This is a genomic window from Microvirga aerilata (genome assembly GCF_016743775.1).
Classification (GTDB): domain Bacteria; phylum Pseudomonadota; class Alphaproteobacteria; order Rhizobiales; family Beijerinckiaceae; genus Microvirga; species Microvirga aerilata.
Genome location: NZ_JAEQMY010000019.1, coordinates 1 through 14,052, shown reverse-complemented (window position 1 = coordinate 14,052; position 14,052 = coordinate 1). Strand labels below are relative to the sequence as shown.

The 14,052-nt window shown below is 64.3% G+C and carries 14 protein-coding genes; 2 read left to right on the top strand and 12 right to left on the bottom strand.

Translation table 11 applies throughout. From position 1 onward, the window contains the following. Positions 1 to 17: 17 nt before the first annotated feature. The 6 genes from pcaD to JKG68_RS14610 form a co-directional block, all read right to left on the bottom strand. Positions 18 to 812, bottom strand: coding sequence for a 3-oxoadipate enol-lactonase (pcaD, locus tag JKG68_RS14635; RefSeq protein ID WP_202060761.1), 795 nt, complete (start codon positions 810 to 812; stop codon positions 18 to 20). Between the two features lie 8 nt (positions 813 to 820). Continuing rightward, positions 821 to 1,537 (bottom strand): ABC transporter ATP-binding protein, encoded by a 717-nt coding sequence (locus JKG68_RS14630; protein ID WP_202060760.1) that lies wholly within the window; start codon positions 1,535 to 1,537, stop codon positions 821 to 823. Further along, positions 1,518 to 2,282, bottom strand: a complete 765-nt coding sequence (locus JKG68_RS14625) for an ABC transporter ATP-binding protein (RefSeq protein ID WP_202060759.1) — start codon at positions 2,280 to 2,282, stop codon at positions 1,518 to 1,520. The genes JKG68_RS14630 and JKG68_RS14625 overlap by 20 nt, the downstream gene beginning before the upstream one ends. After that, the gene (locus JKG68_RS14620; RefSeq protein WP_202060890.1) at positions 2,279 to 3,190 is read right to left on the bottom strand and encodes a branched-chain amino acid ABC transporter permease; all 912 of its coding nucleotides are present in this window, start codon (positions 3,188 to 3,190) and stop codon (positions 2,279 to 2,281) included. The genes JKG68_RS14625 and JKG68_RS14620 overlap by 4 nt, the downstream gene beginning before the upstream one ends. A 103-nt stretch (positions 3,191 to 3,293) precedes the next feature. Further along, positions 3,294 to 4,157 carry a branched-chain amino acid ABC transporter permease gene (locus tag JKG68_RS14615; protein WP_202060758.1) on the bottom strand — a complete coding sequence of 288 codons (864 nt, stop codon included), beginning with the start codon at positions 4,155 to 4,157 and terminating at the stop codon, positions 3,294 to 3,296. A gap of 84 nt (positions 4,158 to 4,241) precedes the next feature. Beyond that, complete coding sequence (locus JKG68_RS14610; protein WP_202060757.1) at positions 4,242 to 5,423, bottom strand: ABC transporter substrate-binding protein; 1,182 nt, start codon at positions 5,421 to 5,423, stop codon at positions 4,242 to 4,244. 179 nt (positions 5,424 to 5,602) lie between these two features. Here JKG68_RS14610 and JKG68_RS14605 point away from each other — a divergent pair, with 179 nt between their 5' ends. Further along, positions 5,603 to 6,385 (top strand): IclR family transcriptional regulator, encoded by a 783-nt coding sequence (locus tag JKG68_RS14605; protein WP_202060755.1) that lies wholly within the window; start codon positions 5,603 to 5,605, stop codon positions 6,383 to 6,385. Positions 6,386 to 6,472: 87 nt separating this feature from the next. Here the strand turns inward: JKG68_RS14605 and JKG68_RS14600 are convergent, their stop codons facing one another. The 3 genes from JKG68_RS14600 to JKG68_RS14590 all read right to left on the bottom strand — a co-directional run bounded on the left by JKG68_RS14600 (position 6,473) and on the right by JKG68_RS14590 (position 9,618). Then, complete coding sequence (locus tag JKG68_RS14600; protein ID WP_312890806.1) at positions 6,473 to 7,306, bottom strand: 3-oxoadipate:acetyl-CoA acetyltransferase; 834 nt, start codon at positions 7,304 to 7,306, stop codon at positions 6,473 to 6,475. A gap of 177 nt (positions 7,307 to 7,483) precedes the next feature. Then, on the bottom strand, positions 7,484 to 8,932 hold the full coding sequence (locus tag JKG68_RS14595; RefSeq protein ID WP_202060888.1) for an aldehyde dehydrogenase: 1,449 nt from the start codon (positions 8,930 to 8,932) through the stop codon (positions 7,484 to 7,486). Positions 8,933 to 8,952: 20 nt separating this feature from the next. Next, the gene (locus tag JKG68_RS14590; RefSeq protein ID WP_202060752.1) at positions 8,953 to 9,618 is read right to left on the bottom strand and encodes an ABC transporter substrate-binding protein; all 666 of its coding nucleotides are present in this window, start codon (positions 9,616 to 9,618) and stop codon (positions 8,953 to 8,955) included. A 126-nt stretch (positions 9,619 to 9,744) separates the two neighbouring features. On the opposite strand from JKG68_RS14590, the gene JKG68_RS14585 reads away from it, so the two are divergent. After that, positions 9,745 to 10,692 carry a helix-turn-helix domain-containing protein gene (locus JKG68_RS14585; protein ID WP_202060751.1) on the top strand — a complete coding sequence of 316 codons (948 nt, stop codon included), beginning with the start codon at positions 9,745 to 9,747 and terminating at the stop codon, positions 10,690 to 10,692. A gap of 20 nt (positions 10,693 to 10,712) precedes the next feature. On the opposite strand, the gene JKG68_RS14580 is transcribed toward JKG68_RS14585, so the two are convergent. From JKG68_RS14580 to JKG68_RS14570, 3 genes are all read right to left on the bottom strand, one after another. Further along, positions 10,713 to 11,081, bottom strand: coding sequence for a response regulator (locus tag JKG68_RS14580; RefSeq protein WP_202060749.1), 369 nt, complete (start codon positions 11,079 to 11,081; stop codon positions 10,713 to 10,715). A 102-nt stretch (positions 11,082 to 11,183) separates the two neighbouring features. Further along, positions 11,184 to 11,807, bottom strand: coding sequence for a response regulator FixJ (gene fixJ / locus JKG68_RS14575; RefSeq protein ID WP_202060747.1), 624 nt, complete (start codon positions 11,805 to 11,807; stop codon positions 11,184 to 11,186). Then, a complete protein-coding gene (locus JKG68_RS14570; protein ID WP_202060886.1) occupies positions 11,797 to 13,269 on the bottom strand; it encodes a PAS domain-containing sensor histidine kinase in 1,473 nt (490 codons plus the stop codon). The genes fixJ and JKG68_RS14570 overlap by 11 nt, the downstream gene beginning before the upstream one ends. Positions 13,270 to 14,052 lie beyond the last annotated feature (783 nt).

Sequence of the window (14,052 nt, the reverse complement as noted above, 5' to 3'; positions counted from 1 at the left end):
GCTCGCTCTGATCCTTCTCAGACAATGCCCGCCTCCTGAAGATGCCGGTTGATGAGCCCCGACAGCACCGCCGGCTTCTCGACGCAGGGAATGTGCCCTGCCCCGTCGATAAGCTCGAACCGGGCGCCCGGGATGATGTCTGCCGTTCCACGCACCACGTCCGCAGGCGTGGAGCCGTCCTGGTCGCCCGCCACGCAAAGGGTCGGGGCCTTGATCCGGCCCGCATCGGGCCTCAGATCCGCATCGCGGATCGCCGCGCAGGTTCCGGCATAGCCGTGAGCCGGTGTGCGGACCAGCATGTTGCGCCAGCCGGCGACCTCGTCGGGGCGGGTTTCGCGGAAGTGGGGCGTGAACCAGCGCTGCAGGACATTGTCGGTGATCGGCTCGATGCCGCCGCTCTCGACGGCGGCGATCCGCTCCGCCCAGGTCTCGGCGGTGCCGATCTTTGCCGCCGTGCAGCAGAGGGCGATGGCCGAAACGCGCTCGGGAGCCCGAACCGCCATCCGTTGCGCGATCATGCCACCCACCGACAGGCCGACGAGAGCCGCGCTGCCGATGCTCAGATCGTCGAGCAGCGCGATAAGATCGCTTGTGTGATCGTCGATGGTGTAGGGCGCGGGCGGCGCGTCCGAGAGGCCATGCCCGCGCTTGTCGTAGAGAACCACGCGAAAACAGTCGGCAAAGGCCGGCGCGACCTCCTGCCAGATGCGGAAATCGCTTCCGAGCGAGTTGATGAAGACGAGTGTGGGGCCGTCGGGGCGCCCGAGCACCTGATGGTGAAGGACAATGCCGTTTGTGCGGATGAATGCCATGGTCAACCTCAATGCAGGGCGCCGACGCCGATATAGCGCTCGACGAGTCCGTGATCAGAGCGCAGCGTCTCGCTCGTTCCCTGCCAGGCGATGCGCCCCCGCTCCAGGATCAGCACGGAGTCGGCGAAGTCGAGGGCGCTTTCCAGACGCTGCTCCACGAGCAGGACCGTCATCTCGCCGCTGGAGGCGAGCCGGGTGAACGCCGCCATCAGCTCCTCGCAGATCACGGGCGCCAAGCCTTCCAGGGGTTCGTCGAGCAGGAGCAACGACGGGCGCCCGAGAATGGTGCGGGCAGTGGAAAGCATCTGCTGTTCGCCGCCCGACAATTGCCAGCCTAGGTTGCTCCGCCGCTCGTGGAGACGGGGGAACATGTCGTAGGCTTCCTGGATCACGCTGCGTGGCCGGTCCTTCACGCCGACGATCAGGTTCTCCTCCACCGTCAGGGAGCGGAAGATGTCCCGCGTCTGCGGAACGAGGCCGATCCCCTGACGGGCGCGCTCTGAGCTCTTGAGGGACGAGACGTTCTTGCCGCCGACCAGGATGTCGCCGCCGTAGCGCCGGTTCAGGCCCATGAGCGTGGAGAGCAGCGTGGTCTTGCCCATGCCGTTGCTGCCGAGGATGGACAGGCGCGCACCGGAGGGCACGGAGAACGACACGTCCTCCAGAACCACCGTGGGCCCGTAGCCCGCGCTCAGGTTGCGAACATCAAGCGACGCTGCGGGCATTGGCATAGTTCCCAAGATAGGCTTCACGAACGCGGCTGTTGGCGGCAACCTCGGAGGGCACTCCCTTGAAGATGATCTCGCCTGCCGCGAGCACCACCACCCGCTTGGCGAACCTGAACACGAGGTCCATGTCATGCTCGATCATCAGGACGGCGAGCTCCGGCGGCAGGCGCTCCAGGGCCTGCTCGATCCGGGGCGTATCGCTCGATGGCACACCTGCCGCCGGCTCGTCGAGAAGCAGCACCTTCGGGCGCAGGGCAAGAGCGATGGCGATCTCCAGCAGGCGCTGCTGGCCATAGGCGATTTCGCCGACCTTGCGGCGCGCCACCTCCAGCAGGCCCAAGGTGCCGAGAAGGCCCTCCACTTCACCCGCGACCTCAGCGTTGCCGCGGAAGCGGCTCAAAATTCGCGTAGCCTTTCGCTCCCGCTGCAGCACGGTGAGCGTGACATGTTCCTCAGGCGTCATATCGGAGAACAGCCGGGTCACCTGGAAGGTGCGCACGAGGCCTTTGCGGACCCGCTCAACGGCCCCCAATCCGGTCACGTCCTCGCCGTTGAGAACGACGCGCCCGGCGCTGGGCTGGAGCTGCCCGGTCACGAGGTTCACGAAGGTGGTCTTGCCCGCGCCGTTGGGGCCGATCAACGCAAGCCTCTCGCCGGCCGGCATCGCAAGCGAGATCTCGCGGCTGACCGCGAGGCCGCCGAAGTTCTTGGTCAGACCCTCGACGCGAAAGAGATCGCTCATGCCCGCCCTCCCCTGGTGCGCTTGCCCGATGCCGTGATCTTCTCCAGGAGGCCGCTCAGGCCGCCGGGAGCGGCCAATACGACGGCGATCAGCAAGGCTCCGACCATGGTCATCCAGTGGAACGGGTTGATGGCCGAGACAGCATGCTCGAAGCCCATGAAGATCACGGTTCCGACCAGCGCTCCATACAGGGTGCCGAGGCCGCCGAGCACCAGCATTACAAGGGAATTGGCGGAAAGCTCGAAGCTGACGCTGTCGAGGCCCACCACTTGGGTGGAAATCGCCGCCAGCGCGCCGCCGATGCCGGCGACCGCGCCCGAGATCACGAACATCTTCAGGAGCACCGGGAACACGAACGACCCCATGGCCTTGATGCGGACCGGATCCTCCTTGATGCCCCGGCACAGCATGCCGAAGGGCGAGGACACGACGAACTTGAGGGCGATGAACACGAGCACCAGCAGAGCAAGCCCGAAGAGATAGGCGGTCTGCCCCCACAGGTCGAACTCGAAGACCCCGAAGAGCGGACCGACCGTCAGCCCGGCTAGGCCGTCGCTGCCGCCCGTGTAGGCGGAGGCCTTGTTGGCCGCTTCATGGAAAAGCTGCACGATGGCGATGGAGAGAACCAGCTGCGCGAGACCATGGGCGCGGAGCATGATCGTGCCCATGAGGAGGCCCGCAACGGCTCCAGCCAGGGCCCCGATGGCGATGAGGGTCAGCGGCTCCGTCACCCCGTTCACGCAGGCGATGCCGGCCGCATAGGCGCCTGCCCCGAAGAGCGCCGCCTGCCCCAGCGTGGCCACCCCGCAATAGCCCACGATGAGATCGATCGACAGGACCAGCAGAGCGACCGCGATGACCCGTGTCAGCAGGGCGAGGTTGTCCGGAAACAGCCAATATCCGGCCATGCCGGCCGCGACGATCAGCACAATGCCCGCCACGTCCCGCAACCAGCGGCCTCCCGCGGAGGATGCTGCCGCAACTCTCTCTGTTTCAGCGATAGCCTGCACGTTACTGAGCCCTTCCGAAGAAGCCGCGTGGGAACACGCACACGATGGCGATCACCGCCGCATAGAAGAAGAAGTTGCCGAACTCGGGCATCAGGTAGCGCCCTGTGGTATCGACCGCGCCGAGCAGAAGGCAGGCGACCACGGCGCCCGGGATCGACCCCGCGCCGCCAACCGAGACGACCACCAGGAAGGTCACCATGTAGCGAAGCGCATAGTAGGGCTCGATGGGCAGGAACTCGGCACCGACCACCCCGCCCAAGGCCGCCAGCCCAATGGCGATGGCGAAGCTGACCGCATAGACCACCTGCGTGCGCACGCCCAGCGCATCGGCCATGGCCGCGTTGTCCACGGTCGCCCGCAGCTTGATGCCGAACGCCGTCTTCTCGATCAGAAACCAGAGCCCCAGGGCGACCACCACCCCGCAGGCCATGACGAAGAGCCTGTGCGCCGCAATGGTCTTGAACCCCACATTCACGGACTGGCTCAGGCTTCCGGGCAGCGGGATCGTCTTCAGGGTCGGGCCGAAGAAGTAGTTCGTGATGCCGATCACGCAGAAGGTGATGCCGATGGTCATCAGCACCTGGGTGAGCTGCGGACTGCCGTAGATGCGGCGGTAGAGGAGCCTCTCCAGGGGAATGGAGATCACGATGGTGCCGATGATCGCCAGGAAGATGGCAATCGCATAGCCGAGGCCCAGATCGCGCGCCGCATAGGAGGCGATATAGCCGGCGATCATCGCAAACGCCCCATGAGCCAGGTTCACCACCCGCATCAGGCCCATGGTCAGCGACAGGCCGATGCAGATGATGAAGAGAGCCATGCCATAGGCAAAAGCATCGATCGCGATGCTGAGGATGGTCTGCATGTGAGGATCCGGCCCGCCTGTTTATTCGGTGGTCGAAGGCGCGGCTCTGGGAGGCGCGCCCTCGAAGTGTTCCGTGGCGCTCGCTTACTGAGTGGCGAGACCAGGGTCCTTCTGGTTCGGGAAGGTCTGGATTTCCTTGTTGTAGGTCTTGCCGTCGGGACCTTTCACCACCTCGCGAAGATAAATGTTCTCCGTGATGTGACGGGTCTCGGCATCGATGCTGACGGGACCGCGCGGGCTGGTCCAGGAAAGGCCCTTCACGGCATCGACCGCCTTCTGGGCATCCTGCTTGCCGTCCGTGGCCTCGATCATCTTGTAGATCACGTGCATGCCGTCATAGGCGCCGACCGACGGGAAGGAGAGCTGCTCGGCTCCGCCGACGGCTTTGGTGGCGGCTTCGACGAAGCGCTTGTTCTCGGGGCTGTCATGCGACACCGCGTAGTGGAACGTGGTCAGGAGCCCCACGGCCCCGTCGCCAAGAGCCGGCAGGTCGGATTCCTGCGTCAGGTCGCCCGGCGCGAAGAACTTGATGCCGGCCTGCTTCAGGCCCGTATCGTTGTAGGCTTTCACGAAACCGAGCGTCGTCGGCCCCGAGGGCAGGAAGGCGAAGACCGCCTCTGCGCCCGAGTCGCGAACGCGCTGCATGATGGGGCTGAAATCGTTGGTGTTCAGCGGCATCCTGATGGCTTCCACCACCTGTCCGCCGGCTGCCTCGAAGGCCTTCTTGAAGGCTGCTTCCGCATCGACGCCCGGTCCGTAATCGCTCACGGCCGAGATCACCTTCTTGACCCCGCGCTCGATGGCGATCTTGCCCAAGGGCGAGGTCGTCTGCGCCGTCGTGAAGGAGCTGCGCACCACGAGGGGTGACTGCGTCATGATCGCGGAGGTCGCCGCATTGAAGATGACCAGGGGCGTATTCGCCTGCTTGAGCAGGGGCGTGATGGCCATGGCGTCGGGCGTGAAGTAGACGCCGCCCAGGTACTGCACCTTCTCCTTCACCACGAGTTCCTGGGCCAGCGCCCGGGACTGCGCCGGGTTGGCCGCCGGGAGGTCGCGATAGATGACCTCGATGTCGTGGCCTTTCACGGATTTGCCGTTGAGCGCCATGTAGGCTTCGACACCGGCCTGGAAATTCTTGCCCTGCAGCGCGAAGGGGCCCGAGAACGGTCCGATGATGCCGACCTTGATGGTATCGGCCGCGGCGGAGACCGTGCCCAGCAGCAGAGCACCGAGAGCGGCGCCGAGAATTCTCTTTCCAGCTGTCATTCCGTTTCCTTCCTCTGAGCCGCCCCGATCTCATTGCAGCGGACCGCGGTTTTCTCATCCTATGGTCTAGTCATTGTGCGCATCGCGAACATTGAAAGCCATATCGCACATGTAGTACCTTTAGGACCGGTGGTGTCAAGGCTACCAAAGTTCAGGCACCACCTCTTTGGAGTAAACTCATGCATGATCAGGACAAAGAAGATCAGGCAGGGAATGATCGCGATTTCGTGGCGAGCCTCGAGAAAGGCTTGTTGGTCATCGAGGCCTTCGATGCCAATCGATCCAAGCTGACCTTGTCCGACGTGGCAAAGATCACGGGCATCACGCGGGCCGCGGCCCGCCGCTACCTGCTCACGCTTACGCGGCTGAACTACGCCGAGTTCGACGGCCGGTATTTTTCCTTGAGCCCCCGGATCCTGAGGCTCGGCTACGCCTATCTCTCGTCCACGTCCCTTTCGGCGCGGGTGCAGCCGTTTCTCGAGCGGATCTCCGAGGAAACGGGGGAGTCCAGCTCGGCTGCGATCCTGGATGGCGACGACATCGTCTACATCGCCCGCTCGGCCACACGGCGCATCATGTCGATCGGCTTAGGCGTCGGAAGCCGCCTCCCCGCTTATTGCACCTCGCTCGGGCGTGCGATCCTGGCCTATCAACCCCAGGAATCGATCGAAGCCTACCTTCAACGGGTGCGCCTCGAGGCCAGGACACCAAAGACCGTAACTGACAAAGATCAGTTCCGCACGGTGCTGCAGGATACCCGCGCTCAAGGCTACGCCCTCGTCAACGAGGAGCTTGAATTCGGCCTGCGCTCCATCGCGGTCCCGGTGATCCAGAAAACCGGCCAGGTGACCATCGCCCTGAACCTCAGCGCCCAAGCCGGCCGCGTCTCCACCGACGAGATGAAGGAGCGGTTCCTGCCATCCTTGAACGGCGCGAGCGAGGCGCTTCGGTATATGCTCTAGAGAATTTTCAGGTGAAGTGGATCCGGTTCGCCGTTGAAAATGCGGCACAGCCAAGAAGGGAGCGATTCCATGAAAATGGAAACAGCTCTAGCCGGCTGGTCGGCACCCCAGGAGGGCGCGCGCCTCGGCAGGGCTGGCGGCGCGGCATCCATGCCGCTCCACGGCGAGCACCGCATGTTCCACCAGTTCGGCATTGCTCCCGGCCAGCCGCTCCTTCGTGACCCGGATGTTGTCCTCGAGTCCGGTGCGAACCGCATCGGCGCCCCGTGACAGTGCCCAGTCCATGACGCCCGCCTGGTGCCGCCCGATGCCGGCTGCAGTCCATGTCGCCTGCGGGAACAGGTGCTTGGCCTCCTTCAGGAGAATGTCGAGCAGGCGCTGCTCCGCCGGCAGCGCGTTCTGCACGCCCATGACGAACTGGATATGCGGCCGCTCATCGAGCAATCCCTTGTCGGCAAGCCGTCGTGCCCCATGCAGGTGGGACAGGTCGAACACCTCGATCTCCGGCCTGATGCCGAACTCCTTCATCTTGCCGGCCATGTCCTCGACGAGCGTCGTATGGTTTTCATACACGATGGTCGGGAAGTTGACGGAACCCGTGGAGAGCGAGGCCATGTCGGGCCGCAGGTAAAGGGCGCTGCTGCGCTGGCTCGGATCCCGCCCTCGGCCGCCGGTCGAGAACTGGACGATCATGCCGGGGCAATGCTCGACGATCCCGGCTTGGACGGCCTTGAAGCGATCAGGATCCGACGAAGGCGTCTCGTCGTCGTTGCGCACATGGATATGCACCAGGGTTGCCCCCGCCTCATAGGCTTCCCTGGTCGATTCGATCTGCTCGGGCGGCGTGATCGGCACCGCCGGGTTGTCCTTCTTGCGTGGCACCGATCCGGTGATGGCAACCGCAATGACGACAGGCTTCACGAGCTTTCTCCTGGCTGATCCTGGAGCATCCACCTGACCAAGGGGCCAAGCGGACGAAGGTTCCGGCCGCATCTTCCTGCAGCATCGACGACAGGGCAACGCAAACATGACGCCGATCCGCCGCTCGCCTGTTGGACGAGCAGCGGATGGAGCCCTGCCATACGGGCCTGAACGGCGTCAGATCGGGAAGTGCTGAGGGCCGGTCTCGATGGTGATCCAGCGAAGCTCCGTGAACTCGTTGATGCCGGCTTTTCCGCCGAACCGGCCATAGCCGCTTGCCTTGACGCCGCCGAACGGCATCTGGGCCTCGTCGTGCACCGTCGCTCCATTGATATGGCAGATGCCGGAATCGATGCGGTTCGCGATGTCGAGGGCACGGGTAATGTCCCGCCCGAAGACCGCTGCCGACAACCCATATTCGGTGTCGTTCGCGATCCGCACGGCCTCCTCCACCCCGGATGCGCGAATGACGCAGACCACGGGCCCGAAGGATTCCTCGCCGTAAAGGCGCATGGCCGGAGTGACATGGTCGAGGACCGTGGCCGACATCACGGTGCCCTCGACGCGACCGCCCGCGAGGAGCTTGGCTCCCTTGGAGACCGCGTCGTTGACCAGCCCGCTGATCCGTTCGGCCGCTTCGACGCCGACCAGAGAACCCAGCGCGAAGTTGCCGTGGCGCGGGTTGCCGGCCTGAAGCGACTCCGCCTTCGCGGCGAGCTTTGCGACGAAATCGTCGGCCACCGCATTGTCGACCACGATGCGCTCGGTGGACATGCAGATCTGGCCCTGGTTCATGAAGGCGCCGAAGGCCGAGGCCGCAACAGCCGCGTCGAGGTCCGCATCGTCCAGAACCACCAGGGACGCCTTCCCTCCCAGCTCCAGGAGCACCGGCTTCAGGAAGCGGGCCGCGGTTTCGGCGATGATGCGGCCGACACGGGTCGAGCCCGTGAAGTTGATCCGGCGAACCGCCGGATGGGCGATCAGGGCCTCGATCACCTCCGGGGCGTTCTCCGGCGCATTGGTGATCACGTTGACGGCTCCGGCCGGCAGGCCTGCCTCGCGCAGGACGGCGCCGATCAGGTGATGCGTCCCGGGGCAGATCTCGGAGGCCTTGAGCACCACCGTGTTGCCGCAGGCGAGCGGCGTCGCGATGGCGCGGACGCCGAGAATGACCGGCGCATTCCACGGCGCGATGCCGAGGACGACGCCAGCGGGCTGGCGGACCGCCATGGAGACGCATCCGGGCTTGTCCGACGGAATGATCTCGCCGGTGATCTGGGTCGTCAGCGAGGCGGCCTCCCGGAGCATGCCGGCGGCAAGCTTCACGTTGAACTGCGCCCAGCCCGCCGTGGCGCCGATCTCGGACGCCATGAGAGCAACGAACTCCGCGGCCCGCCCTTCGAGAAGGTCCGCCGCCTTGAGAAGAACCGTGCGCCGGGCGTTCGGCCCGAGCTTGGACCAGGCCGGGAAGGCGGCCGCAGCCGCATCGGCCGCTGCCTGCGCGTCGGCAACGCTCGCGGCCGCTGCGCGGCTTGCCACCTCGCCCGTAATCGGGTCCCTGCGCTCGAAGGTGGCTCCGTTGGAGGCGGCAACATCGCGATCGTCGATGAGAAGGTTGATGTCCATCATAGCTGGTTGCTCCGCTTTCAGCTGGCTTGGAAGGATGAAGATATGGGGGCCTTGGACGCTCCGCCGAGATTAGCCCGTCGCACGGCAGGATCGTCCCGGAGATCGGCGGCAGCGCCTTCGCCGACGATCCGTCCCGTTTCGATCAGGTAGCCCCGATCGGCGATGGCAAGGCTCTGCCGGGCGTTCTGCTCGACCAGAAGCACGCCCACACCGCTCTCCCGGACGCGCACAAGGGCGCTGAACAGTTCCTTGCACATAAGTGGGGACAGGCCGAGAGAGGTGACGGCGAGGTGCGGATACCCCAAGCGGTTCATGATCGGCGCAACCGCAAGGTTGAGCCCGGTGCTCCAGGGCGGCAGGATGAAGTCGACCTTGTCCTGGGTTGCCAGGCGCTCGACGGCCTTCACGGCCTCTTCGGAATTGCTGCGGTCGTCATACTCGACGATCTGGATCGGAACCCGCTTCCCGGACAGCATGATGCCGCCGGCGGCGTTCACTTCCTTCACCCAGAGCTGGTAGTTCGGCAGCGTGGTGATGCTGGCGCCGCCCGTATTCGGGCCGGTCTTCGAGATGGCGTAGCCGATCTTGATGGAATCTTGCGCCTGAGCTGAGGCGGCAGCGGCAAGGCAGCTCGCGGCCGCGAGCAGGGCAACGGCATGACGCCGCGTCAAATATCCGGTCATGGGTTTCCTCCGGGACAATTTTCATTGAGGGCTCTTGTTGGACTGAGGCCCTTTCTCCCAGAGCTTACGTTTCTTCCTGAACGTGCAAATTAGACAGATCTGGGGAAGTATTGTACAATTCTTGAAATGGACCCTACGGAATATTCCTCAAAGGCCAACATTCTGCCGGCGCACGCCGACAGTCTTCGGCTGCCCTGGTCCGCGCCAACCTCGGTCATGCATGCGGAGCCGATCCTGCCCACCCTGTCTGGGAGGGAGTGGGTGCTGACGGGAGCCGCGACGGAGCCTCGGGCGCACGCGTTCCTCATCATGTCGAGGGGAGGCCTGGTCCTTGGCGAGGAGGCGACGGAGTTTCCCGCGCCCTCTCTTCTGTGGGTTCCCAGCCATGCCGTGAAAACGATCCGGATCGATGCGGGTGCTCGGGGCTATATGCTGTCGGCCACGGACGAGTTCCTGACCCGCACCATCAGCAACGCCCCGGAAGGTGCGCTGCTGCGGCACACGGTGAACCGCACCATTCTCCTGCGGGCCCCGCTCGTGGAGGGTCGTGCCGACGAGATCGCTCATTCCTTCCAGGCCCTGGCCCGAGAGGTGCGCACGCCCGACCGGGTGTCCATGGCGATCCTTGCCGCCCATCTCACCCTGGTGTGTCTCCACGTCTGGCGCCTTGCCCAGGGAGAGGTGCCGGACGAGGCCGGCATACGAGGCACGGGCCATCACGTGCTTCAGCAGTTCAGGCAGCTTGTGGAACTCCACTATCGTGAGCACTTGAGTATCAAGCGCTATGCCGACACCCTTGGGGTCACGGAGGATCGACTGCATGCGGTCTGCGTCCGCAGCGCCGGGCATCCCCCCAGCGCCATCCTCTTCAACAGAATGGTTCAGGACGCCTGCATGCGCCTCCAGCAGATGGACGTGCCCATCGAGCAGATCGCCTTCAGCCTAGGCTTCAAGGATCCGGGCTACTTCAACAGGTTCTTCAAGAAGCATGTGGGCATTCCCCCGGGAGCGTATCGCCGCCGCATGAAGACCCAACGCGGCGGCGGCACGAGCTCATACGCCGCCTGGCCCTAGGGCACCGGGCGCAACCGACTTCACCCGAGGGCAGCATGAATGCTGTCGAGCAATTCGCTGTCGTGGAGAGGCTTTTCGAGAACTCTCCTGAACCCCGAATGGGCCGCCCGGCCGTTCAGTTCGTCCGTGACCTGGGAAGCGATCATGATGGCGGGCGAGTGGATCTGACGCTGCCGAAGCCGGCCCATCAGTTCGATGCCGCTCATTCCGGGCATATTGTAGTCGATCACGAAGCACCCGTTCCGGGGCAGATCCGGCTCAGCCAGAAGCGCGGGGCCATCCTTGAAGAGACGCACCGACAAGCCCTCAAGCTCCAGGGCGAACTTCAACGAGTTTCGAACCGCGTCATCGTCGTCCACGACGATGACGGGTCCTGTGAGATGAGACATCCTGAAAGCCTGCTTGATTCCCGATCCTGGCGGGGGCCCATACACCCAGCCAGGATCGGGATTATGCATGATCCCGGCCCTCTTCCTACTCCGGGATGTTCCTTAAGGAGCGGTTGACCGGGCCTCGATCTGCAGCGCCAGGCGGACGAGTTCCGAGAGGCTCTTCGCCTGCATCTTCGCCATCACGTTCGCCCGGTAGATCTCGACAGTGCGGGGGCTGATCCCGAGGTTGTAGGCGATCACCTTGTTGGCCTTGCCGGCGACGAGGCCGTCGAGAACCTGACGTTCGCGCTCGGACAAGCCCTCGAACCGGGCCTGGACCTGAACCGCCTGCGCGCCCTGATGGCTGCTCCTCTCCTGGCGCAGAAGAGCCTGGCGGACCGTGGCGAGAAAAGCCTCGTCCCCGAAGGGCTTCTCGAGGAAGTCGACCGCCCCCTCCTTCATGGCCTCCACGGCCATGGGCACGTCGGCGTGGCCCGTCATGACGATCACCGGAAGCGCAATGCCGCGCTCCTTCAGGCGGCGGATGAACGCGATGCCGTCGATGCCCGGCATGCGCACATCCGTGACGATGCAGCCCGCCTCGATGCCCGAAACGTCCTGGAGGAACGCCGAGGCGGATTCGTGCAAGCGAACGGGAAGCCCCTCCGAGGCCAGCAGAAAGGCCAGGGACTTGCGGACCGCCACGTCGTCATCAACCACATGCACGGCAACATCACTCGGCATGCGCCATCTCCTCTCGTCTGACAGCCCTGAGGGTAAAGTGGAATGCGGTGCCCCTGCCCTGCTCCGAATCTGCCCAGATCTTCCCGCCGTGAGCTTCCACGATGGTCCGGCAGATGGACAGGCCCACGCCCATTCCATGCTTCTTGGTCGTTACAAAAGGCTGAAAGAGCTGCGCTGCGACCTCGGGAGCAAGCCCGGAACCCGTATCCTTCACGCTCAGCTCCACATGACCGTCCTCCGCCAGCTCGGTGGCGACCGTGAGCTCACGGCGGGGCGCCTCCTGCATGGCCTCGATGGCGTTGCGGATCAGGTTCAGCAGAACCTGCTGGATTTGAATGCGATCCGCCAGCACGAAGGGGGCGTCGGGGTCGAAATGGAACCTGACCCGCACCCCCTGCTCCTTGGCGCCTACGAGAGCAAGCGCGCTTGCCTCCTCGATGAGCTTGGGCAGGCTCTCGATATGACGCTCGCTCTCGCCCCGGGTCACGAACTCGCGCAGATGCCGGATCACCTGCCCTGCCCTCAGGGCCTGCTCCCCCGCTTCATTGACGGCGTCCCGGAGCATGGGGACCGTGTCCCCTTCCATGCGCTCCAGGATCCGGCGGCATCCTTTGAGATAGTTGGTGATGGCGGTCAGGGGCTGGTTGATCTCATGAGCAAGGGTCGAGGCCATTTCCCCCAGGGCCGTGAACCGCGACATGTGGACGAGCTCGGACTGAAGCTCCTGCAGCCGGGTCTCCGTCTGCTGTCGCTCCGTCAGGTCCCGGATGAAGCCGGTGAAGTAGCGAATGCCGCCTGAGCGCATCTCGCCCACGGCCAGCTCCATGGGAAATGTCGACCCGTCCTTGCGCTGTCCCACGACCACCCGGCCGATCCCGATGATCCGGCGCTCTCCCGTATCCAGGTAGCGCTGCATGTAGCCGTCATGCTGCTCGCGGTAAGGGCCCGGCATCAGCACGCTGACATTCTCCCCGATCACCTCATCGGGCGCATATCCGAAGAGCCGCACCGCGGTCGCGCTGAAGGACTGGATCCGCGCCTGCTCGTCGATGACGACCATGGCGTCCGGAACGGTCTCCAGGATCGAACGAAGATGCGCCTCCCGCGCCTTCAGGTTCTCCTCCGCCGTGAGCCACTCGGAAATGTCTCTGCCGATCATGATGAAGCTGCCGGGCTCTCCGGCCGATCCTGCAATGGCCGTGATCGCCACCTGGGCCCGAAACGTCGAGCCATCCTTGCGAAGACGCGGGCCTCGAACCGTATGATGTCCCCTTTCACGAGCAAGGTCGAGCTCGCGCCGAAACTCGGCCGCTGCCCCGCTGCCAGCGTCAGGGGGATAAAGGATGGAAGCCGGCTGCCCCAAAACGTCGTTGCCGCTCCAGCCATGGATCTGCTCGGCGCCCTTGCTCCAACTCACAATGGTACCGTGCGGATCGAGCACCAGGAGTGCCGTGTCGGTCATCGCGTCGAGCAGGAGTTCGGCATCGATGTCCGGCAGGGTTGCGGGCTGTGCCGGGAAGGGCGTCTGAGTCACTCAATTCTCCTCCAGGGATGAGCAAGATAGCCCAGTATGGCAGCACTCCAACAGCGGCCGCTTGTCATCCCGAGTTCTGTCTCTTGCACCTCCGACATCACTCACCACATATCTGATAAGGCGATCAGGTCCAGCAAGGACCGCAGGCCTTCCTCCCACTAAGACGGCGGATAAAGCACAGGGCTTCTCGCCTGTTAGCGGAATTTTGCTACAAGGTAGCGAAATATAGGCCTTGCAGTCTTTGCTTGATTGTTTATATGAGCGCCTCCCTGGCTGTTTTGCGCGGTGTGTGCGGCGGCTTTGGGTTTTTTCCGAGCGGGACGGCGGGGCTTTGGCCTGGGCAGAAATGTCTGGGCGGGTTTTGGGTCCGGTTTGGTGTTGTGCCGGGTTTGTCCGGCTCTGCCATGAGCGTGTGAAGGTTCGATGCGATCGAAGCTTTTCTCCGGCTCCTCTGGCGACCATCCCAGCAACGGCTGCGGGGTTTTGGCCCTGTGGCGAAGGTGAACGCAGTAATGGCATCATTTCTGCGGTCGGGATTTCTTTGCCTGTACTTGTTTGGCGCTGAAATCATCTTCGGGTGTTTGCGAAAAAGTTTTCGATTGTTGTTGACATCGGAACGGGGGTTGGCTAAATAAGCTTCATCGACGGCGGATCACTTGGTGGTTTGCCTGGTGGGCCTTCTGATCCTGACTGCGGCAAGCGGGCGGGGTG